This is a genomic window from Geminocystis sp. NIES-3708 (assembly GCF_001548095.1).
Lineage (GTDB): Bacteria > Cyanobacteriota > Cyanobacteriia > Cyanobacteriales > Cyanobacteriaceae > Geminocystis.
In genome coordinates, this window is record NZ_AP014815.1 from 1,052,477 (window position 1) to 1,077,258 (window position 24,782).

The 24,782-nt window shown below is 31.7% G+C and carries 15 protein-coding genes; 4 read left to right on the plus strand and 11 right to left on the minus strand.

From position 1 onward, the window contains the following. Positions 1–18 precede the first annotated feature (18 nt). From GM3708_RS04610 to GM3708_RS04620, 3 genes are all read left to right on the plus strand, one after another. Entirely contained in the window at positions 19–792 is a 774-nt protein-coding gene (locus tag GM3708_RS04610; RefSeq protein ID WP_231933072.1) for a tetratricopeptide repeat protein, read from the plus strand. A 128-nt stretch (positions 793–920) separates the two neighbouring features. After that, positions 921–3,035 carry an aminodeoxychorismate synthase gene (gene pabB / locus GM3708_RS04615; RefSeq protein ID WP_066344498.1) on the plus strand — a complete coding sequence of 705 codons (2,115 nt, stop codon included), beginning with the start codon at positions 921–923 and terminating at the stop codon, positions 3,033–3,035. Positions 3,036–3,200: 165 nt separating this feature from the next. Then, positions 3,201–4,277, plus strand: a complete 1,077-nt coding sequence (locus GM3708_RS04620; protein WP_066344499.1) for an acyl-CoA desaturase — start codon at positions 3,201–3,203, stop codon at positions 4,275–4,277. A 153-nt stretch (positions 4,278–4,430) separates the two neighbouring features. Here the strand turns inward: GM3708_RS04620 and priA are convergent, their stop codons facing one another. From priA to GM3708_RS04660, 8 genes are all read right to left on the minus strand, one after another. Further along, on the minus strand, positions 4,431–6,977 hold the full coding sequence (priA, locus tag GM3708_RS04625) for a primosomal protein N' (protein WP_082713998.1): 2,547 nt from the start codon (positions 6,975–6,977) through the stop codon (positions 4,431–4,433). Positions 6,978–6,988: 11 nt separating this feature from the next. Then, positions 6,989–8,902 (minus strand): tRNA uridine-5-carboxymethylaminomethyl(34) synthesis enzyme MnmG, encoded by a 1,914-nt coding sequence (mnmG, locus tag GM3708_RS04630; protein WP_066344503.1) that lies wholly within the window; start codon positions 8,900–8,902, stop codon positions 6,989–6,991. 114 nt (positions 8,903–9,016) lie between these two features. After that, positions 9,017–9,298: a KGK domain-containing protein gene (locus GM3708_RS04635; protein ID WP_066344505.1), complete on the minus strand. Its 282-nt coding sequence runs from the start codon at positions 9,296–9,298 to the stop codon at positions 9,017–9,019. Between the two features lie 183 nt (positions 9,299–9,481). Then, positions 9,482–10,432 (minus strand): bifunctional riboflavin kinase/FAD synthetase, encoded by a 951-nt coding sequence (locus GM3708_RS04640; protein ID WP_066344506.1) that lies wholly within the window; start codon positions 10,430–10,432, stop codon positions 9,482–9,484. A gap of 124 nt (positions 10,433–10,556) precedes the next feature. Next, positions 10,557–11,666 carry an o-succinylbenzoate synthase gene (gene menC / locus GM3708_RS04645; RefSeq protein WP_066344508.1) on the minus strand — a complete coding sequence of 370 codons (1,110 nt, stop codon included), beginning with the start codon at positions 11,664–11,666 and terminating at the stop codon, positions 10,557–10,559. Further along, on the minus strand, positions 11,663–11,953 hold the full coding sequence (locus tag GM3708_RS04650; RefSeq protein ID WP_066344510.1) for a hypothetical protein: 291 nt from the start codon (positions 11,951–11,953) through the stop codon (positions 11,663–11,665). The genes menC and GM3708_RS04650 overlap by 4 nt, the downstream gene beginning before the upstream one ends. Positions 11,954–12,026: 73 nt before the next feature. Continuing rightward, complete coding sequence (locus GM3708_RS04655; protein ID WP_066344511.1) at positions 12,027–14,114, minus strand: flotillin family protein; 2,088 nt, start codon at positions 14,112–14,114, stop codon at positions 12,027–12,029. A 77-nt stretch (positions 14,115–14,191) separates the two neighbouring features. Then, on the minus strand, positions 14,192–14,920 hold the full coding sequence (locus GM3708_RS04660; RefSeq protein ID WP_066344513.1) for an OB-fold-containig protein: 729 nt from the start codon (positions 14,918–14,920) through the stop codon (positions 14,192–14,194). A 286-nt stretch (positions 14,921–15,206) separates the two neighbouring features. Here GM3708_RS04660 and GM3708_RS04665 point away from each other — a divergent pair, with 286 nt between their 5' ends. After that, entirely contained in the window at positions 15,207–15,950 is a 744-nt protein-coding gene (locus GM3708_RS04665; protein ID WP_066344515.1) for a Tic22 family protein, read from the plus strand. Positions 15,951–16,018: 68 nt separating this feature from the next. Here the strand turns inward: GM3708_RS04665 and GM3708_RS04670 are convergent, their stop codons facing one another. The 3 genes from GM3708_RS04670 to GM3708_RS04680 all read right to left on the minus strand — a co-directional run bounded on the left by GM3708_RS04670 (position 16,019) and on the right by GM3708_RS04680 (position 24,547). Beyond that, a complete protein-coding gene (locus GM3708_RS04670; RefSeq protein WP_396229664.1) occupies positions 16,019–17,152 on the minus strand; it encodes a 5-(carboxyamino)imidazole ribonucleotide synthase in 1,134 nt (377 codons plus the stop codon). A gap of 160 nt (positions 17,153–17,312) precedes the next feature. Next, positions 17,313–18,128 carry a tetratricopeptide repeat protein gene (locus tag GM3708_RS04675; protein WP_066344518.1) on the minus strand — a complete coding sequence of 272 codons (816 nt, stop codon included), beginning with the start codon at positions 18,126–18,128 and terminating at the stop codon, positions 17,313–17,315. Positions 18,129–18,208: 80 nt separating this feature from the next. Further along, entirely contained in the window at positions 18,209–24,547 is a 6,339-nt protein-coding gene (locus tag GM3708_RS04680; protein WP_066344520.1) for a translocation/assembly module TamB domain-containing protein, read from the minus strand. Positions 24,548–24,782: the final 235 nt, after the last annotated feature.

The window sequence follows — 24,782 nt, forward strand, 5'->3', positions numbered from 1 at the left end:
TGGAGTATTTTAATTAAAATGATAGAAAAAAAACAAGATATAATCGGTTTTACAGGTTTAGGGGTTTCCGTAGTAGGAGTAATTGCTTCTGTAGCACTAAACAATCCTCTTTTAGCTTCTATTCCTTTAACTATTGGGGTTGGTTGTAACCTTGCTAGTCGTAAACAGTTTAATGATACTTTAGTGGAAGCCTATAATACTCAACAACAAACAATTAATGAGTTGATGAATAAATTAGAGGTTAATCATGGAGAATTAACTGAAAAACTCACCAATAATCAAACAGATTTAGCTAATCGAGTGGAAAAATTACAGTTATCTATGCAAGATAATTTAGCTAAACAAAAACAAGATATTAACAGTGAAATTAAAAGGCTCGAATTACAACATCAAGACTTAAATAATATTGTTAGTAATATTAAAGAAGTAGAAACTTTTTCTCAGGAATTACGCTCTCAACCTGACTCCGCCGACTTCTTTTATCAAAGAGGATTAAGTTACGAAAAATTAGGTAATTATCATGGAGCGATCGAAGACTATACTGAAGCTATTAAGAAAAACTCTAGCCTTGCTAAAGCCTACCATAAAAGAGGAGTTCTTTACCTCGATGATGGTGCAAAACAAAAAGCTGTAGATGACTTACGGAAAGCAGCTTTACTGTATTTTGAGCAAGGAGACATCGAAAGTTACCATCAAGCTAGAGAAATGAGTCGTAATATTCACGAATTACGCACAGACAGTAATGGTAATGTTTCAGAAATGGTTGTTGGTACAAAATTATTTGGAGAATAATCAAAGAAATTAATTTAGGGGTTAATGGTATTAACCCTCCATAAAATCAATTTAACTATTTGTAGGGATAAATATTTGTCCTTTTTTTTGTGACTAATTAGGGTTAGCTTGATGAATTAAGAAATTATATGAAAAGTTTAATTATTGATAATTATGATTCTTTTACGTACAATATTTACCAATTATTGGCAGAAGTTAATCAAAAAAAGCCGATAGTTATTACAAATAATGAATTATCTTGGCAGGAAATAAAAGAGCTTAATATTGATAATATTATTATATCTCCAGGACCTGGTCATCCTGAAAATATCAATGATTTTGGTGTCTGTGGTGAAGTATTATTAAAAGCAAATATTCCCGTTTTAGGTATTTGTTTGGGGCATCAAGGTTTAGGCTATTTTTATGGTGCTAAAATTAATAAATCTCCTCAACCTTTTCATGGTAGAATCAGTAAAATTTATCATCACCAACACACTATTTTTCAAAGTATTCCTTCTCCTTTTTCGGTGATGCGTTACCATTCTTTAATTATTGAGAATTCTTTATCTGATGATTTAGAAGTTATTGCTAAAACCGATGATAATTTAGTTATGGGAATTAAACATAAATATAAACCTCTTTGGGGTGTACAATTTCATCCTGAATCCATCGCTTCTGAATATGGCAAAGAGTTATTAATTAATTTTCATAATCTAACAAAAAGCTATTATAAATCTGTAAATAAAATTGATTATTTATCATCTTCTCTACAAAATAAAAGTAATAATAAACAATACGAAATAAATGAAAAAAATCAACTAAATAATTTAAAAATAAGTAATAATAATTATCAAGTTTATAGTAGAAAAATAGACATATTTATAGATTCTGCTCTAGTTTTTGAAAAAATTTACAGTCAATCTAATCATAGTTTTTGGTTAGATAGTAGTATGATAGCCCAAGGTTTATCAAGGTTTTCTTATATGGGAGACAGTGAAGGTGATAATAGTTTTTTAGTTGAATATAATGTTAATAATCAACAAATAAAAATTACTCAAAATAATAACATAGATATTTTTACTGTTGATATTTTTAAATTTTTACAAGATACTTTAGATATTTACAGTTTTGATAACCCAGATTTACCCTTTAATTTTAATGGTGGTTTTATTGGTTATTTTGGTTATGAATTAAAAGGATTATTAGGTAATAAAAATAAACATCAATCCTTCTTACCAGATGCTAATTTTATATTTTGTGATCGACTAATTATATTTGATCATATTTGTCAGGAAATTTACTTAATATTTGTCGATAAAGTTAATCAAGAAAACAAAGCAGGTCAATGGTTTAAAGAAACAGAAAATAAACTTAAACTAATTAGTAAAAATAAAGATATAATTCATGGGAATAAAATACCCAATAATCAAAACAATAAAAAACAAAAATACTCTTATAAATTAAGTCGAGATAAAAGAGAATATTTAGATAATATAAACACTTGTTTAGAGAAAATAAAACAAGGAGAAAGTTACGAAATTTGTTTAACAAATCATCTTTATTTACCGACTATATCAGAGCCTTTAAATTTTTACTTAAAACTAAGAAAAGAAAATCCCGCTCCTTATAGTGCTTTTTTAAAATTCGATAAGATAGCTATTATTTGCTCATCTCCTGAAAGATTTTTATTATTAGAAAAAGATGGTAATTTAGAATCAAAACCAATTAAAGGCACAGTAAAAAGAGGTAATAATAAAGAAGAAGATATACACCTAAAAAATAGTTTAAAAAAGTCCGAAAAAGAGAAAGCCGAAAACTTAATGATTGTAGATTTATTGCGTAACGATTTAGGTAGAGTTTGCGAAATTGCTACAGTAACAGTCCCTAAATTAATGGCTATTGAAACTTATGCAACTTTACATCAAATGGTATCTACGGTCAAAGGCAAAATTCGGGAAGAAGTAAAACCTGTTGATTGTATTAAGGCTTGTTTCCCCGGTGGTTCAATGACAGGGACACCAAAAAAGAGGACACTAGAAATAATTGATGAATTAGAAACTGAATCAAGGGGTATTTACTCAGGCAGTATCGGATTTTTAGCCCTCAATGGTACGATGGACTTAAATATAGTAATTCGTACCGCCATTATAACTCCAGAGCAAACTTCGATTGGCGTTGGTGGTGCAATAACAATCTTATCACAGCCAGACAAAGAATTTGAAGAAATAATACTTAAAGCTAAAGCCTTGATTGATAGTCTTTAAAATTATTTTTTCACAATTTTATTAAGCACCTAAAAGTGAAGACAATTTGAGTTAATATTCATCGGTTTTTTTTGAATCAATGAGGTATGGATCGTGTTATCGTTTTTACTGGTAGCTATTGTTACCAGCTTAATCTTGATTCTCATACATATACAAATCGATAGAATGACTCTCGCTAAATTTCCCCAGAAAACTGGTTTTTATAAAACCTTAAAACTTCGTGTTGATGAATATTTTGCCGAAGAAAATTTACATTATCATGGCAATTGGCGAATATTTCTGAAAACAGGAATTATCCTCATAGGTTATATAACTTGTTATATTTCTCTAGTCTTTTTTACTCATAATATTTGGGTAGCTTTATTAATTGGTTTTTTGTTATCCCAGTTTTATGTCATGATTGGCTTTAATATCCAACATGATGCAAATCACAATAGTTATTCAAATCATTCATGGTTAAATAAGTTAGGATCATTATCCTTAGACTTTGTCGGTGGTAGTAGTGCGTTATGGAAACAAGCCCATAATTTTTTGCATCATACCTACACCAATATTGACAATATAGATGCAGATATGGAAACATTATCTTTATTAAGATTAAATCCTCATCAAGAATGGAAACCTTGGCATCGTTTTCAACATTTATATTTTGTTTTTATTTACGCAATTTTACTATTTTATTGGATTTATCTGTCTGATTTTCAAAAGTTAATTACAGGAAAAATAGGAGATTATAAGTTACCAAAATTAGGATATAAAAGACTTAGTATATTATTATCATTTAAGGCTTTTTATATTTTTTATGCCTTAATATTACCTTCCTTTTTTCATCCTATATCTCACGTAATCATTGCGAATCTTTTAATTTTAGGAATGGTAGGATTTAATCTTTCGATTATCTTTAATCTTGCTCACATTATGAATAAAAATGAGTTTCCTATGATTAAAGGTCAATATTTACAAGATGAATGGGCGATACATCAAGTAAAAACTACCGCTAATTTTGCTACAGATAACTGGTTTTTGACTTGGTATTTAGGGGGATTAAATTTTCAAATCGAGCATCATATTTTTCCTCGTATGTCACATATTCATTATCCGAATATTCACTCTATAGTTAAACAAACTTGTCAAGAATTTAATATTGACTATGTTAACTATGGTACTATCTGGGAAGCGACTATAGAGCATATAAAGTATTTACAAGACTTAGGTAAACCACAATTTGTCATTGATAATTAATCCTTAGGGGTGAATGGTATTCACCCACATAATTAACAATTAACACTCATCGCACATATGGGAAAAAAATTAACCTTAATTTTTGTTTAGAAATCACTAATTATTATCGTCATCATTGCCCATTGCTTGATTTCTGAAAGAGATTTATTGTTTTTACTCTATCCTTAAAGGATCAGCGTCAATAACTAAGGATACATTAACATGACAATATTGTTTTAAAGTTAACAATTTTTCCTTGATCTCTACTGTAAAATTATTTGCAGATTTGAGTAATATTTGCCAACGATAACGCCTTGCAACTCTCATTACATTTGCCGGTGCAGGACCTAATATTTCGATATGATCTGGTAATAAGTTAGCACAAATATCAGCGATATTGTCGGCAGATTGTCGAACTTTATCACCGTCAGTGCCACTCAATCTGAGCAAAATTAATTTACCGTAAGGAGGATAATTTAAACTCTCTCTTTCTGGTAATTCTCGTTTACAAAAGGCTAAATAATCATGATTTTTTACAGCTTGAATTACGGGATGCTCTGGGGAGTAAGTTTGAATGATCACTTTTCCCGCATCATCACCTCTACCTGCACGTCCTGCCACTTGAGTTAAAGTTTGAAAAGCTCGTTCACTAGCTTTATAATCAGAATGAAAGAGTAAACCATCAGCAGAAACGACACCAACGAGGGTTACTTGAGCTAAATCGATACCTTTGGTTAACATTTGAGTGCCTATTAACACATCAGCTTTACCCTCAGCAAATGCCTCTAAAATACGTCTATGGGCATTTTTTTTGCTAGTAGTATCGCTATCAAAACGTAAGATTTTTAAATCAGGAAATTCTTTTTCTAACTCTAATAATACTTTTTGTGTGCCTGTACCGAAAAACTTTAGGTAAGGAGAAAAACATTGAGGACATTTTTTCGGATGCAATTCGGTATGGTTGCAATAATGACATCGTAATAATTCTGTTGCTCCTTCGTGGGTGTAATGATAGGATAAAGATACATCACAATGGGGACATTCCATGACATAACCACAGCTACGACAAGAAACAAAAGTACTGTGTCCTCGGCGAGAAATAAATAAAATTCCCTGTTTTCCTTCGGCTTTTAGGTTGTTTAACCCATTGCGAAGGCTATAACTAAAAATACTGCGATTACCTTTTCGCAATTCTTGACGCATATCCACAATTTCTACAGGTGGCAATGGGCGATTTTGAATACGATTAGGCAAGGATAAGTAGTAATGTTGGTGTTTTTGTCCTTCAACCTCCAAGTCTGAGGAAGATAAAAGTTCGGTATTTTGGAGTATTAAAGGCTTATTTTCAGTTGCCAGTCGCCAAGATTCGAGGGAAGGAGTAGCAGAGCCTAAAATTAGCGGACAATTGACTAATTTTGCTCGATATTGAGCTATTTTGACGGCATGATAGGTGGGGACAGGTTGATGTTGTTTAAAGCTGGTATCATGTTCTTCGTCTAAAATAATGATGCCTATATTGGGTAACGGTGCAAAAACTGCACTCCTTGTGCCAATGACAACTTGTGATTCTCCTGTTAACATTTGTCGCCAAGTGTCATATCTTTCACCGTCACTTAAGGCACTATGATATACACAGACTTTATCGCCGAATCTGGCTCGAAATCTATCGGTTAATTGAGGAGTTAAGCCAATTTCTGGCACTAACACTAAGGCGGATTTTTTCTGTTGTAAAATAGGTGCGATCGCCTGTAAATAAACTTCGGTTTTGCCTGAACCTGTCACTCCATGTAATAATACAGTAGAATAAGAATATAGACCGTTGATGATTTCTAAAGCACGGGATTGATCTTTTGTCAATATTTTAGGTTCATCTTTTTTTGGGGAAGAATCCTGTAATAAACGTAAAGTTTCTCTTTCTTGAATTACGACACAACCTTTTTTTGCCAAAGTATTCACCACAGAATTACTATTTAACTCACAGATTCTCAGTAATTCAGGTAAAGGCAATTCACCATCATTATTTTTCAGAATCGTCAATACATCCCGTTGTTTTTGAGTAAGCTGATTATCTTCGTTTTCCCCTAAAAATGTCACAACTTTGGTTAACTTTGGGGTTGCCCTTGAGGGTGGTTGCAAATAAATTTCTAACCACTGTTTTGTAACTAATCCTTTAATAGCATTTCTGGCGTTTTTAACTTTTTGATTAATGAAGTTGTAAGTATAATCTCCTGTTTTGCTTTGTTTAAGTAAATTAATTACTTCTAATTGGTTGACAGTACAATCATTCTCACTATTATCAGGATTATCAGGGATATTTTGATTTAACAATCTTACCCGTCGTTGAGATTTACCTAACAACTTTGGCGGTAAAGCCACTCTTACTACGTTGATTAAATCCGTAAGATAATATGTTGCACTACGTTGGAGTAATTCCCAATAATGTGGAGGAAAAAAACCAGTGGTAATAATATCATCAATTTCTTTAATTTTTTCTATTTCTAAATTTTCGGGAAGTTGAAATAATAATTTAATGACAATGCCACCAACAATAGAATTACTAAAGGGAATACTGACAATATCACCCGTTTTAATAATAGTATTAGGCTTAATTTTATAAGTGTATAATCCTTCTGCATAAACACAATCAACTAAGACTTCTACCCATTGAGGAGATGACATTTTTTCCACTTTATAATCATAAATTGGTTCGGCAACTTTCATCATTTCTATGATTAATTATTGTTAGCTTTACAAAGATTTTTTTGCACTTCTAAATAAACTAATAAAGCATTGACATCTGCAGGATTTACACCGCCAATTCTCGTAGCTTGTCCGATGGTTAAAGGTTTAACTTTTGTTAATTTCTCTCTGGCTTCCATGGATAAAGTTTCTATGTTCATATAATCTAAATTTTCGTCTAATTTACGATTACTATGACGAGCAACTTGATCAATTTGAGTTTGTTGTCTTTTGATGTAACCAGAGTATTTTATTTCAATTTCTGCTCCTTCTTTTTCAGCTTTATTTAACTCAGGATTATGTAAATTATATTTAACTAAATCTTCATAGTGAAAACTTGGACGACGCAATAAATCTGCTAAAGTAATTGAGCCTTTTATTTTCTGTTGTGTATCAGTAATAATTTTTATCGAAACTTCCTCTTTTTCTTTAATTCTTGTTTCATATAATCTTTCTTGTTCTGCAATTATATTTATTTGTTTTCTTTGATATAACTCCCAACGGCGATCGTCAATTAAGCCTATTTCTCGACCTAAAGGAGTCAAACGTTGATCTGCATTATCTGAGCGTAAAATAAGCCGATATTCTGAGCGTGAGGTTAACATTCGGTAAGGTTCACGAAGGTCTTTAGTACACAAGTCATCAATAAGCGTACCAAGATAACTTTGCTCACGGGAAAACACAATCATCTCTTGATTTTGAGCAAATTTGGCGGCATTTATTCCAGCAACAATTCCTTGAGCTGCGGCTTCTTCATAACCAGTTGTACCATTAATTTGTCCTGCGGAAAATAACCCCTCAATTTTTTTCGTCATCAAAGTTGGATAACACTGAGTAGCTGGTAAAAAATCATATTCTACTGCATAGGCAGGGCGTAACATGACACAATTTTCTAAACCGGGTAAAGTGTGTAACATCGCTAACTGAATATTTTCAGGTAAACCAGTGGAAAAGCCTTGTATATATAATTCAGGGATGTCTCTACCTTCAGGCTCGATGAAAATTTGATGACTTTCTTTATCAGCAAAACGGACGATTTTATCTTCAATACTAGGGCAATATCTCGGTCCTTTAGAATCAATGAAACCACCGTAAATAGGAGATAAATGGAGATTATCTTTAATTAATGTATGAGTTGCTTGGGTGGTGCGAGTGAGATAGCAGTTCATTTGTTCTCGTTCAATCCATACTTCAGGATCAAAACTAAACCAACGTATTTCATCATCAGGAGGTTGTACTTCCATTTTGGAGTAATCAACAGTTCTTTTGTCAACCCGTGCAGGTGTACCAGTTTTTAGCCTTCCCGTTTCAAAGCCTAAATCATTAAGAGTTTGGGTTAAGCCAATGGCTGCAAATTCTCCTGCCCTTCCTGCTGACATGGATTTACCGCCAATCCAGATTTTTCCGTCTAAAAATGTGCCTGTAGTCAATACTACTGCTTTGGTTTTGAAACAAGTTCCGAAGTAAGTTTGAACGCCAATAATTTCATCATTTTTCCCTAATACTAAATCTGTTACCATCCCTTCTCTGATGGACAAGTTAGGCTCATTTTCAACAATATTTTTCATCACGGCGGCATATTCTCTTTTATCAGTTTGCGCTCGTAATGCCCATACCGCAGGACCTCTTGAATTATTCAACACTCTTTTTTGTAAGTAAGTTCGATCAGCCATTTTGCCAATTTCACCCCCTAACGCATCGACTTCGTGGGTAAGTTGGGATTTTGCTGGTCCACCTACGGCTGGATTACAAGGTTGCCACGCAATTTTATCTAAATTGAGAGTTAACATCATAGTGCGACACCCCAATCTAGCACTAGCCAAAGCCGCTTCACAACCTGAATGTCCTCCGCCAATTATAATTACGTCAAACTCATCTTGAAATTCTACAGGGGTTTTAATGGTCATTTTTATCTATGCTTTACGAGAGGATAACTTAAGTTTAAGTAAGGATAAGTAACAGTTTTAAGCTGACACCACATTATAATCTTAACAAGTTTAGTTATTCTCTTCAATTTAGCGTTATTTTCTAAACTCATCTAAAGGTGATTCAGCTTCATCGGGAATAAAATCAACACATAGCCTTACTTTACCTTTACGCCAAAGTTTTCCCGCTACTAAAACATTAGCAGATACACCATTATTTAACCATTCTTTTTGATCTTCATTTAAGCTTAAATATTTTGCAAGTAAATTTGTGAATTCTTCTACTTTAAAAGTTTTATGAGGCATTCTTGGGTTAATTTTATCATTTTCGACACTGATAACGTCTTGTGAATTTAAAAGTTCTATTTTCTCGGTCATAATTAATATTATTATTTAGCTTAATCACTACATTATATAACTGATTTATCTTCAAGTTTATCTAAAAAATTTGTATCGATTTTCTCTTAAATAAATTAAATGATTGATTATATTTTTTCTAATAACTATTTTTTTATATTAATAATTGAAAATTTTGATATAAACTAAATTCATGCCATATTTTTATTTAATGATTAATTGTTGACAATCTAATTTTATTTGTTTTTTTAGCTCATCTAAAGAAGAAAATTTTTGCTCAGGACGAATAAATGTCAGCAATTTAACTGTTAAAATTTGATTATATAAATCTCCTTTCCAATCTAATAAATGAATTTCTACTGATATATTTTTACCTTCGATAGTTGGACGTGTGCCAATATTCATTACGCCATGTAAATTAGATAGAATATGATTATTTTTTACCTCTACTTTAACACTATAAACTCCTTTTTTAGGTAAGAATTTTTCGGAAGAAATTTCTAAATTAGCAGTAGGAAAACCAATTTTTCGACCTAATTTTTTCCCTTCAATTACTTTGCCAATAATTTGATATTCTCTTCCTAACATTTCTGTTGCTAATTCTGGTTTACCATTACTTAAACTGTGTCGAATAGAAGAGCTACTAATTCTAACATTTTCTTTTTTTATCGTGAGATTTTGTTGTTTAGTAATACTGACTTTTACATTATATTTATTAGCTAATGATTCTAAATATTTTGCATTTCCTTGTCGTTGATAACCGAAACAAAAGTCTTCCCCAACACTAATAAATTTAGCGTTGATTTTTTTAATTAAAATATCTTCTACAAATTTTTCGGCACTTAAATGAGCTAATTCTCTGTCAAAAGGTAATAATATTAACTGTTTAATTCCTAACTTTTCTAACAAAATACATTTTTCAGGAATAGGAGTAAGAAGTTGTTTCTTTATGCCTGTAAAAAATTCTTGAGGATGAGGAATAAATGTAACTAAAGAAGGTGTTAAATTTGAATATTTAAAAATAGGTTGAATTACTTGTTGATGCCCTTTATGTATTCCATCAAAATTACCCAAGGCTATAGCACAGGGATACAATATTTTTTCCGTAGAAGAGGAAATATTTTCGAGGGATGCAGTAATAATCTTCAACACAATTAATGGTAAGTAAAATTTCAGAGAATTTTATTGATTCTAAACATTTCTTAAAACAAGTTAACATTTTACTATACTTTCACACCGAATCTTTTTTACATCTTCATGTGCAACTCCTAATTATTGGTTATCGAAAAACTTGTTGATGGTGACAATATTTCGACAAAAGATTTTCGTCAACTTCTATACCAATACCTGAATTTGTGGGTACAGTAATGGTAGAATCTTCAGAATTAAGATCAATTACTGTTTGAGTTATATCTTCCTGAAAATAGCGATTAGTAGAAGAAATATCGGCAGGATAAACAAAATTACTCAAACTAGCTAAGTGTAGATTCGTTGCTCTACCAATAGCTGATTCTAGCATTCCTCCGCACCATAATTTTATGCCCTTTTTTTCGCATAAATCATGAATGGCTAGACTATTAGTGATACCTCCGACTCTGGAAACTTTTAAATTGATGACTTGACAAGATTTTAAGGCGATCGCCATTCTGGTATCATGGAGAGAATTAATGCTTTCATCGAGACAAATAGGAGTATTAATCTGACTTTGTAAAGTACGATGATCTAATAAATCATCATAAGCCAAAGGTTGTTCAATCATCGTCAAATTTAATTCATCCATTTTTTGAAATAAAGCGACATCATCGAGGCTAAAAGCCGAATTAGCATCTGCCATTAACTGTAAATCAGGATATTTTTTCCTAACTTCTCGTAACGGTTTTAAATTCCAATCAGGGGCAATTTTTAATTTAACTCTTTGATAACCTTCATTAACGTAACTTTCAACTCTGTTTAATAATTGAGAAATATCTCCTTGTAAAGAAACACTCACCCCTACTTTAATAGAATTTTTTATACCCCCCAAAAATTGACTTAAAGAAACTTTTTGTTTTTTAGCAAATAAATCATAAATTGCACAATCTAAAGCTGATTTTGCCATATTATGCCCTCGAATGGGTGCTAATAAATTCCTTATTTCTTGAGGGGAATTAATAGTTTTATTGATAATTCTAGGTATTAAAAAATCTTTTAAAATATGACTAGCAGTGTTAATAGTTTCATAAGTATAGTAAGGATTATCAAAAGTTGGACATTCACCCCACCCTGTTAAACCTTCACTTTTTACCTCAATAATTAAGCAAGTATGATTTAATAATTCACCATTACTAAATTTAAAAGGAAAAACAAAAGGAATTGAAACATTATAAAGTGCAATTTGCTCAATTTTCATAATTTAGATTTAGAAACAAATTGAAAAACAATATAACCTATGACCACTAAAATAGCTAAACTGAAAGTTAATTGTACTAGAGATAAAACGGTTTTTAAAAGAGAAAAAGCAACCATTAAACCAAACACACCAACAATAACCTTACCCCCTGAAGGCAAACTTATAAACCAATTTTGAACAGATATAATCAAACTACTAAATGTTTTTGGTTTAATGGGAGTTGAATTAAATAATTCAGCTTCAATTTCTTCTATTTTTTTTCTGTTATTATTCTGTGAATTTGACATGATATTTATTATATTTTTATATTAATTTTTGTTTAGTTTTATTACTCATTAACTATTCATTATCAATTATTGATTAACTATTTTCTGCCCAAGGAGAAAAATCTACATCTTCTGATGGTGACACAGATTGATCTATTTCATCTATAGTGGAAGATGAATTTTCAGCATTAATAATTTCTGAATTAACATTATATTCCAAATTCAAATCATTGTTTAATTGAGTATTATTTTGTAATTGATCTGACTGTAATAAGCCTTTAATTTGAGCAAGAATATTGCCTAATTTACCCTCATCTAATAAAGTATTAATTAAAGATAAACCGCTCGTAGAAAGCAGAATTTTATTAATGTCATTACCATTATTTGTGCCATTACCATTTAATCCGGGAAAAGCATAAATTCGAGCATCTCCTAATACTCCGGGTTGAGGAGCTAAAGATTTGAGGATTTCAGGCAATTGAGGGGCAATGATGGGGAAAATGACTTTTATGAGGTCAGCCGTGCGATTTGCATCACTGAGAGTGTTTTCAGCTTGAATCGCTGATAATTTACCTTGGGCTTCAGCTAATAATTTATATTTTTCAGCATCCGCTAAAGTACGAATAGATTCAGCTTCTAATTCTGCTGCTTGACGGGCAATTTCTGCTTGACGACGACGACGAAATACATCAATTTCTACTACGTTTTGATCGGTAATACGTTTTTCTGCTGCTTCTCTTTCGGCGACAATTAAAGATAACTGTTTCTCTCTCTCAGCATTTTCCACTTTACGGGCAGTATTAACGGCTTCTTCTGCTTTAGCTCTTTGTGCTTCAGCTGTAAATCTTTCCCGTTCTTTTTCCGTAATAGCGATGGCGGCTTGTTGTTGTGCTATTTGAGATTGTTGATCAGCTTCAGCAATGGCAATTTGTGCCAATAATCTAGTCGCTTCTACAATTCTTTGACGATCAATTTCTGCTACTTCTGCTTCTTGAGTTTGAGCAATTTGAGCAACTTTGAATTGTTTATTTCGTTCTTCAAGGGAAATATTAGCATCAATTTGACTCTGTTGTACTGCTAATTGTTGCTTAATTCTTTCTTCCTCAATAGCTTGTTGTTGGAGAATTTTATTTCGTTCTATTTTAGCTTGTTCTTGATCTCTTGCTTCTTGAACTTCTCTTTCCCTTTGAACTTTCAAAAATTCAATTTCTTTCATTTGTGTTAGCTTGGCTTCTTCTTTTTCTTTATTAATATTTAAAGATTGTTTTTCCGCCGCTAATTCTTGTTGTTGAATAGCTACCTGAGTATTCAATTCAATCTCTCTTTTTTCCCGTTGAGTTTCTAATTCTACACCTAATTTTTGTTTAATAGATTTTTGAATTGTTTCTGTACGTAAACGAACCCCTTGAGCATCAAAATAATTATTTTCATCGTAGGTATCACTCTCCTCAATTTCGGAAACAGCAATATTATTTAAGGTTAAACCAACTTTTCTTAAATCTTGTTGAATTAAATTTAAAACTTCTTCAGCAAAACCTAACTTATCTGAGTCAATTTCAGCAATACTTTTTTGTTTGGCGGCTGCCCTAATAGCATCATCTGCTCGTTTTTCTAAAGCATCTTTGATGTCAGTTTCAGAAATTTTACCTTGTTTAGATAACCTTTGAGCGGCTGTTAAAACTGCATCTTTGTCTGCACTAATGCAAACATAAAAAGTCACCCGCATATTTGCTCTTAAATAATCTTTTGTGCGTACGGCTAAATTACCTTGTCTAACTACGTCAATAAAAATTTCTCTTAAAGGCACACGAGTTAATTCATGAATCCCCGGAATCACGATACAACCACCATTAAGAATTACTTTTTTTTCTTTGGTAAATAAACCGCCATTGCGTACAAATGCCTCGTTATTTGGAGTCACAACGTAAACTCTAGTATAACCCCAGATAGCAAGTAAACCCAGCAATACTAAGCCACCAATTAACCCTCCAAAAAAAGTCATACTACCCAAATTTAATTGAGCTAAAGTGGGGGTATTTGTTACAGGAACTTTAACAATATTTACATTTAATTTACTATTTATTTGTGGTAAATTATGATCATAATCAATAAAATTATTAACTTGAATATTTTTTAAATTACTAATAGGTAAAGTCTGAATAAACAATAACCAAAATTTCATATTTTTAACTCCTATATTTTATACTTATTAACTCTTAATCTACGTATTTAATTTTTCAATATTAGAGATTTTTATTATTAATTATTCATTGAATTAAGCCATTTATCTTGATCAGAAGTATCTTTTGCGACTGCAATAAAACAGTGTTTCTGGCGATCGATAATGACAACTTCTTGTCGCCTATGGGGTATAACTTTCGCCCAATCGGGTAAACAGACTTCAATGGTAACTAAATTTCCAGCACTATCAACTACATCAACTTGACCAATTCTGCCATGAATGAGATAAGGAATTTGTTTTGATGTTACAGTTCCCGTACAACCAATTAGGCGATCGCCTTCAGTGTCTTCTCCAAAATTAGCAAAAATTTTACCAATAGGATTAGAAGTTAATTTACCAACCCAAAGACTAAATAGAAAAGAAAGAAGGAAAATTAAAGCAGCAATTAAACCATCAGGAATACCATTAATAAAACCTCCCACTAAAACATTTAAAAACCAACCGCTAACTCCCCATGTAGAAAAATCAATGGCTAATAAAATTAAAAGAGGAGATTTTCCAACCCCTAACCATGACAACATAAGGAAAAAATCAACATCAGAATCATTATCAGAAGCTAAATCAGGAGTGACATGAGTATCAAAATCATTATCAACATCACCGTCTAAATCCATATCAGCGTCCAAATCAACATCAGTATCTATATCTTGATCTTCCCCACCTCCAGTGAGAATTACAATAAGAAATAACAAGATACCAATACCTAAAAAAATCCAATAAGTTAAATTTGCCGCATCAAAAAGCATTTTTGTGATTAAAAACTTATCCAAAAAGTTAAATAACTCTTATTTATTAGCTTACTCTTAAGATCAAGGAAATATTCATAATGTAAAGAAAATCTTTATATATATGAAGATAAATAGCTAATTTTCGATTATATTGGAATCTTCAAAAATTTAAAAATCTTGATATAGTGTAATTAAGTGGCAAATTAACTATCAATTTAGTTTGATATGTTATCGAGGGAAACCATAAAGTAAAATAGTCGTCTTAGTTAAACATCACCACCAAAATTAATCTTTTAAAAAAATTATGTCGAAGAAAAAATCTTTATTAAGTAAAGTTAAAAATGTCAGTTTAGTCGGCGCCACGGTACTTAGTTGCTGGTTAACCCAAACCACCAAATTATTAGCCTTACCCCAAGAAGTAATCGTACAAAAACTAAAACCAATTCCTGTATTTACTATTGCTGATGCCCAAGGTGCACCTCTAATTGCCTCTAATGATCAAGATGGCAAAGTAGCAGGAGTTTTTATCAGTCAACAGGATGCTAACGGTTTTGTCCAAAAATTAAAACAAGAAAATCCCGAATTGGGTAAACAAGTGCAAGTTGTGCCTGTGTCTTTAGGAGAAATCTTTGAATTATCAGAAGCCAATGCTAAACAAAAAGATGCGGTTAATTTTGCTTATGTGCCTTCCAAAAATCAAGTAGATCAAGCCAAAAAACTCAATAATCAATATCAGGCAGGTGTGCCTTTATTTGTCGCTAAAGCAGGAGATGAGCAAGGTTATTTAACTATTAAACAAAATGATCAAGAAGTAATACCATTCTTTTTCGATCAACAACAAGTAGAACAATTAGTCGAAAGTTTCAAAAAATCTCAACCTAACTTAGCTTCTAGTGTCAAAATTGAAGTCGTTATTTTAGAAGGAATATTAGACGCATTAAAACAAGGAAAAGACGAAATGCTCACCAAAATTGTTCTTTGGCCTTCCAAAGAGTCTATTGAGTTTCTCCGTGCTAATGCTCCTAAAACTGAAGCTCCTAAAAAATAAGTAAATTAAATAAAGGAGACTAGAAAAAATTTCTTGATTGTTAATTATTAATTATTCATCTTAATTATTCATCGCCATATAGATTCAACTTTTTCGATCGCCAACTTAGCTTGTTGATATAATTTTTCTGGGTTATCATCGGTTAATAATACCGTCACATGACCCAGTTTTCGCCCGACACGAGATTCTGTTTTTCCATACCAATAGACAAATGCTCCTAAACTTTCAATTTTTTGTCGTTTTTCTAAATAATCAGAATTCGCCGATTCATAACCAAGTAAGTTAATCATCACTGCCCCAGAAGTCTTTAATGTTGTATCACCAAAAGGTTTTCCCGTAATAGCTTGTAACTGTAAAGCAAACTGAGAAGTTTCACAAGCATCAAGGGTATAATGACCAGAATTATGAGTACGAGGTGCAGTTTCATTGACTAAAATTTTTCCATCTTTAGTCAAAAATAGCTCAATAGCTAATACTCCTACATAATCTAATGCTATAAGCAGTTTTTGAGTAATGGTTTCAATTTCAGTAATTTTATCAGAATTAAGCAAAGCAGGGGCAATTACCCAGCGACACACTTGATTCTGTTGATAAGTTTCCACCACGGGATAAACTTTAATTTCTCCATTTACACTACGAGCGGCGACAATTGCTAATTCTTTTTCAAAAGTAATAAATTCTTCAATTAACAACGAAACACCATCAAATTTAGGCAAAATAGTCTTTAATTCTGCTTCAGACTTAACAATAATTGTACCCTGTCCATCATAACCGTGACGACGAGCTTTTAAGACCAGAGGAAAAGAAAAAGAATCAAAATCATTGAATGAATTATAAGCCTTAAAATTAGGCACTGGAAAACCATTATCTTTCAAAAAACATCTTTGCTCATATTTATCTAGTAAAGGCGATAAACTAGAAAGACGAGGATAAAAACAAACGCCTTTATCAGCTAATTTCTGCAACTCATCTAAATTAACAAATTCATTCTCAAAAGTAATAATCTCAGAATTTTGGGCTAATGTTGCTGTGGCGATCGCATCATCAATAGGAGCAAAAATTGTTTTTGTAGCAAGACTAACGGCAGAATCGGAGTTACTAGGGGTTTGTATTAATAAATCAATATTTTGCGATGGTGCAACTTGTGCCATCATCCATGCTAACTGACCACCACCGATAACTCCAACTTTTTTTTTCATTATTATATTTTTTTTAATTACTTTTTAATTATTGCCAATAATGTATCTTTAATTGTTAATTATTAATTGGAATTGTTGTGAAATAGGATTGTTCTAAAATTTACCCCTGATATGACAAGGATTTCAGATATGCAGATATTTAATTCACCCCAAGTCTATTGATTTATTTTGCATCTAAAGTCAAGAAGTTCTCAAGTGCTATAATCATAGTGGGAGGCCAACGTCTAACCTCTTTTAACCACTCCACATCTTTATAACGACTATCGATGCCGATGGTAGCAACCCAGTTACTTTCAGCTTCCCCTTGTTTTCCATTTTCCCATAAAACCGCCGTCAACGCCGCCCGCATATCAGGAAACATCGGATACTTACGCACAAGATTACGCATTTTTCTCAAGGCTTCATCTTTTTTCCCTAATTCATATAAGGCAAGAGATTCATTCGCCCCAGCAAAGGCAAAATTGGGGGCTAATTCTGTGGCTTTATGATAATATTCTACGGCGGTTTTCCAATCATTTAATCCTGCTTTAGCATTACCAATGTTATTATACGCCATAGCATCTTCTGGATCTAATGTTAATACTTTCTCATAATCGGCGATCGCCTGTTCATATTCTCCTAAACCTTCATAGGCAGTACCACGATTGAGATAAGGATCTGGTGCAGTGGGGGCAAGTTTGATAGACTCGTTATAGTCAGCAATAGCTTCTTCTAATTTATTTTGACTAACTCTGGCGTTACCTCGATTACTCCATACCGCAGGATTAGTAGGGAATTTTTCAATTAAATCACTCCAATATTTTTCCGCAAGGATAAAATTACCTTCATCAGTAGCTTGTAAGGCTTCAATAGCGATGTTTTCCCCTTCTTGTAACTGTGCTTCGGTGATGGAAGTATTGATATTAATTTCTTCAGCGATAGTCGGATTAATAAAAAAACAGGTACAAAAAAGCACCATGACAATAATTAGTCTTAACATAAGATTCTGTATTTTGATGATAAAAATTAATCAAGAACAAAAGATAAATATTTATATTGTTAATTGTTCATTGTACATTGTCAAAATCGCATTTGATACCTCACTTTAAACTCACCATAGATATAGTCATAAGAAACCGTAACATTAGAGTTATCTTTTACTTCATAAACCCCTTCAACCAAAGGAAAAACCCTTAAATCTTTCATCCCTAAAGGTTTACCCCAAGTACTAACTTTTTCATTGATCCCGAAACTGATATTATTGGCTAAAGGTACAACCAAAAATTGGACTAAACCATTTTCAAATAATTCCTCACCGCTTAACTCTTGTAATTGAGTTGCTAAATTTAACAATTGTCCCCCTATAATTAAATTAATTAATTCCCCTTCACTACGATTAGGAGTACTACTCAAAGAAACTAACGGAGAATTTAACAAGTTTAAGTTTGTGCCTTGTTGGTTTAAGACTGTTAAGTTAATACATTGTGATACTTTATTTAATTGTGACGGTGATAGTTGAATATTATTAGAGATAGGAGTCGAAGACGGCACACGACAAATACCATAACCGTTATCGGATAAAACTGGTAACAATTGAGCCAAGCCACCATCAATTTTTAACACTACTCTGATGGTTTCTCCCCTTCCACCCTTTAAAATAGGATCTGATATTTCGTTTCGTTGAGTAGTGGGTAATTGTCTTGAGTAATCTACTATATCCCCTTGAAATTCTAAATCAATGTCTGGATTGAGAATATTTTCATCAGGTTGAAATGTGATTATATTCTTATTTGTACGAGATAGAAAAAATGTAGTTTGTCCTACAGCTAAATCGGATGATAAACTTGTTAAAGGACTTGCTCCTCCCAAGTAAATTTGACCTCTACGAATATTAATTGCCCCATCTGCCCTGATATTTTGCCAATCTAATACACTACCATTAAGACTAAGTTCACCACCGAATAAAAAGCGATAAAGTCTTCTTTCAATAGCTTGTGTATTATTTAGTTTCAGAGCAAAATCTTTAAATTCAGGTTGAAAAAAGTAGGAATTTGAGGAGGAAGAATCACCAAGCCAATCTTGCCACAGTTGTTTATTTTCCGATTTTGTGATAGTTGTTTCGGCTTCAGGAAGGCTAAAGTTGCCACCGTTTAGATTTACATAACCACCGATTTGTGGCTTTAATACTGTACCATCTATGGTTATATCAGCGTCAACTTTCCCTGAATAAATATCTTTTATTTGTAAGGCTTGGTTAGGAATGTTTAAGGTAAGGAGATTTTCGTTATTTTCTAAAGGTTTAATTAAGGGTAAAATTCCTGAAATATTAACATCAGTATTGTTAATTTTTGCTTGTAAATTAGTTACATCAATCGCTTGTTTATCTTCTAATAAGTTAACTTCTCCTGATAAATTAATAGGGGTATTCAAAGTAATAGAATTGATTTTTGCTTCCTCAAAATTTATGTTTCCTCCCACTCTAATTTGGTCTAAATTAAAGTTATTAAAAAGTTGTGATAATGAAGCAGTAGTTATCCTTAAATTGGTAGAGATTTTACCTTCTTGTAATTGTAAATTACCTCTAGTAAATAGCTCTAAAAATGTTATATTTTCAGTGTTAAGATGTAAATTAATTTCTGCTAGTTTCTCTTCTAAATTTAAAGGATGATAAGGTAAAATAGCATTAAATTTAATATTTTTAGTATCAAATGTGGCTATATCTAATTGATAATTTTGATAAGTAAATTTAGTATTAATTTTATCTTCAATTATTGCCCCATCTATAGCTGTGTTATTTAAAACTAAGTTACCTTTTATTTCCGGATTTAATAAATTTCCAGCGAGGTTTCCTTCCATATCAATAATACTATTCACATCGAATGGTAATGGGAAAAATGCCGTAATAAAATCGAGAGGAAAATCTTTGATTTTAAATTTTCCTTCTTGGGTTTCAGGAGATAAATTTCCAGCAAAGAAAATTTGACTATTGGCAACATTTAGAAGAAAAGGATTAACAGTTAAATTATCATTTTTGAAATTAGCATTAACAGCAATTTTTTGAATGGGAATTGCTTGACTGTCTTGAATTATTAAGCCTAAACCTTCAACAATATTCGGAAAAGGTTGTTGTGGTAGCCATTGCCATTGATTACCCTCAAAGTTAACTCCAATCTCAGGTTTAGTTAGTTTACCTCCCAGAAGAATCTCTCCTTTATAGCCACCAGATATGTCTAAATCATTAGGTATTGTACCAGATTCCACTTGTTTGGCGATCGCACGAATTTGATCATCTATACGAGAAAGTAGATTGATTTTAGTTTTAATGGAGTCGTCTTTCTTGTCAAGAAATTGGGAAGGAATAGCAGAAGCATCGGCGAAAAAGTCTTGATTTTGCCATTGTTTGAGTAAGCCAGTTAAGGTAGCGACATCGGTTATTTGTAAAGTGTTAAAAATGTCTTCGATATTGCCTTGTAAGTTAATTTTGCCTTCGATATTTTGCGTGACTAAGTTTATTTTTCCTTGTAAATCATAGACAGTTTCGGCAAATTTTAGCCGTCCATTATTTAATTGTGCGATATTATTTTGATAGTTAAAATTTGTTATAAATTGTTTACCGATAATATTGCCAATACCGAGGTTATCTAACTTTAAGTCGCCTTTTGCTGTTAAATCAGTTAAATTGATAGCAAAATTTGTTGCTAGGTTTCCTTTAATTTCGCCTTTAATACCATAATTAATAACTGGTTTTAGTTGTAAAGTTTCTAAGGCAAAGTTTTTTACGGAAGCAATAAACTGATTTTCTTCTCGTCTTCCTTGAAAATTAAAAGGAAAATTCCCACTTTTATTAATTTCGATATTGTTAGGAGTGAAGGGTAAAGTAAAATTAGCTGATGGAATTGATAACTTTTTGTTAATAAATTCGGCAGCGATGATGTCTTCTTTTCCTTGTAAATTGAAGAAGATTTTTTGACTCGGATTAATAATAACTTTTCCTGTCAATAAAGACTCGAATTGCAATTGACTAAAATTAAGGTTATGAAGAGTTAAATTTCCTTCGAGGTTAAGATTATTTTTGCCAAGGGGATTAGTTAATAAATTTGTTGCCGTGAAGACTCCCTCAAAATTTGCCTTACCATCGAGATTAACTGATTGCGGAAGAAAATTCATCCCTTTATTGTTAGGCAAGGAAGAAACTTGATTATTTTTTTTAACTTCTTTTTTTCCTTGAGAAACAAAATTCTTTTGATTATTATTCAAAGACAAAAGTTGATTGACGGGAATAACATTTAAGCTAGAGTTAGCCGTTACTTGCAGTTGTAAATTATTAACATCAGGTTTAGTGAAAACATTGACAAGATTAAACTTACCTTTAGCATTGACGATATTTTTTCCTGATTCGATAACCGCCGATAAAATATTGACAGGAAAAGAAGTGACTTTCTCACCAAAAACGAGAAGATTCCCCCCAATATTTATTTGACTATTAATATTTTCGACATCAGCAAGATTAATTTTCGACTTACTATCAAGAAATGCTAACTGTTGATTGAGACTTTTAAGATTAAGATTTTCACTATTAATTTGACTTTGCCACTGATTGTTATTAACTTGCGTTGAAAGAAAAACTTTTCCTTCAGCAATATTCGTATTAACTTTTCCTTGCAAATTTAAACTCGGCAACGGTGAAAAAGTTTGAGTATCGATATAGTTAACGGCAAAAGACAACAACTCAGAAAAATTACTAGAGAGACTGATATTAGTATGAATATTTTTTGCTTTTAGCTTACTATCAGGTAAAAATTGTGAAAGAGAAATATTTTGAGTCTTTCCATCTAAGGTAAAAACGCCATTGTTAACGGTAGCTTGACTATTAAAATTTCCATCTCCGAAATTACCTTGAAAATTTCCTGTCAAGTTAAGACTATTAATGGTAGAAAAATTATTTAAGTTAGAAGGTAGCCTTACTAATTGATATAACTCCCTCGTTTTAGCTGAAACATTTATTTGACTAGCAAAATTATCATTTTCTTTTAGCTTTGGTTTTCCTTCTTCTTCTCGAAAACTATTAATGATTTGATTAAGACTAACTTGATTGAGATTAGCGGAAAATTCAGTCTTTTCCTCATCAATTTTAACGACAGTATTTAATAAACCGTTGTTGTCAATGTGCAGTTGACTATCAGCAGTAATAACTAAACTCGAAGGAAGATTCTCTCTGTTTTCGTTACCGATGTCTAATAATTGTGCAACATCACCACTAAGATTAAATTGACTATTAATAATATGAGTCGTTGTGGGTAAAGAAGGGAATAAATTATTGACAGAAATTTGATTTGCTTCACCGTTAATAACTAAATTGCCATTAACTAAACGAGTATCTAAATCTAAATTACCATCATCGATAATAAGGTTAACTTTTCCTTCCCCTTCTATACTATTAAAATTAATTCTTGCCAATTCATTACTATTTTGATATTGATTTTTTTCTTCACCTACTCTTCCTGTCTGCCTGTCTTCCTGTCTTCTTGTCTCCCCGTCTCCCCGTCTTCCTGTTTCAACGAAATTGCCTCGAAAACTAACATCAAAATCTTTTGCTTTGATGGGTAAGTTAACATTGACAGGAAGATTCCCACAGTTATCAGAGTTTTGACAAAATTGACGAAGAAAAGGAGTTAAGTTGATATTGTCATTACTAACTGCCGAAACTTGCCAACTTTTTTCTTGAAAATTACTATTACCGTTAACTTGAATCTGACTTTCATTAATAAGTAATTCCGTATCGAGAAGATTAACCTCATTTTTACTAATAACTAACTTTCCTTGTGTCGAAATGATACCTAAATTTTCTCCCGTCATATTCGGCAAAGAAAAAGAGACTCTTCCTTGAGGTTGCAAAAGATTGCCTTTAATTTCTCCCGCCGCTAATAAATTTCCTATATCAATGCCAGTCGGTAAAATATCATAACTATCAATTAATTGACTTGAAGGTAAATTGGCAGTAAATCGAAAATTGAAAGGAGTCTTCTCGATTTGAAAAGGTTTTTTATCAGTAAGAGTTTGACGAAAATTAGTATTAATAACTCCTTGACTGACAATTTTTCCCTTAGTCGGAGGTTGAATGACAATTTCTTTAACAGTAACTTTATCTAAGTCTGCCAAAAATTGACTATTAATTTCCCCTAACTCTAATTTATCGATTTCACTATTTTTTACTTTAACCTTTCCTAAAATTTTGGGATTATCTATCTCTCCTTTAACCTGAAAATTTCCTGATAATAAACCATTAACAAAAACAGGAGTCTTGATATTTAAACTAGGTAAAACTCGATTGATAATTACTGGGTTAATATTTGCTGTTAAATTATATCCTTCTTCTCTAGCAATATCACCGTTAACAAAACCGCCTAACTCACCTAAAGTAAATTTAGCCGTTTCAATATTAAGAGAATCTTCTTCCAAATTTAAAAACACATTCGCTGTAAACTTTTTTTCTAAGAGGGGAATCTTATTTAGTTTTTCTATTTCACTAATCTTCGAGGAGTTTAATTTTCCTTCTACATCCTCCAAACTAATATTACCCTTAACTTTTGTCGCCCTAAATTCTGGCAAGGAAGAAGTCACTAATTCTAAATTACTGTTAAATCTTCCTTCTTTTATCTCTAAAGGTAAATTAGGAATTAAATAAGCAACTTCTGGCAAATAAAGATGATGAATTTCCACCTGATTTTTACTTTTCGTATTGCTTAATAAAGTTTCTCCCTTAATATCAATGCGACTATTGTTAATGGAATTTTCTAACTGATAACTTAATGGTTGAGTGTCATTATCATAAACTAACTGAAGTTTTCCCTTTGTCTTTATTTCCACCGCTTGAGTTTGCATATTAGGAGTAACTGCAATCTTGCTATTATTTAAACGTAAATTAATTTTCGTTTCTATGGGTAATGGTGATAACTTAAAAGAATTAGGTAAAGGCTTTTTTTCCTCCATTAAGAATAAAGTATCTAATTGCCCATAACCCATAACATCATTAACAATAACATCAAGAAATAATTGACGATGCAAAATTATTGATAATAAATCAACCCTCACTTTAATCGCATCTATTTCCAAAAAACTTGAGTCTTTTTGTGTCTGTGGAATCTCTAAATTTTCAAAAATAACTTGATTAAACGAAAAAAAACTAATGTTTCCTAAACTAACATCTCTGTTTAAAACTTTCTCTAATTCTTTTTCTACTTTTAAAGGAATAACTGTTAATAAATGCTTACCACCAGCATAACCACCCATAATTATCGCCGTTAACGTTATCAAGGAGATAACTTGAGTTTGAGGTTTCTGTAAGATTTTTACCACCTTATTGCCGAAACTCCTTGTTGCTTGATTATTTTCTGAATCTAGCGGTGATTGATTAGTCATGTTTCACTCTCACAATATCAATTCAATCTGATATTTTCTTTTAACTATAACAGACGTTAAAAGACAAAGGTGAAGTATTGATTTTAATTAGTTTTTAGGTTGCATAATATTTTAATTAATATATTATCCACCAGATAATGACGTTGTTAAAAAATCAAAAATTATTTGTTAACTTTTCTTTTCAAATTTTTCAATATTACCCTTGACAAATCATAATTATTTTGACACAATAGAG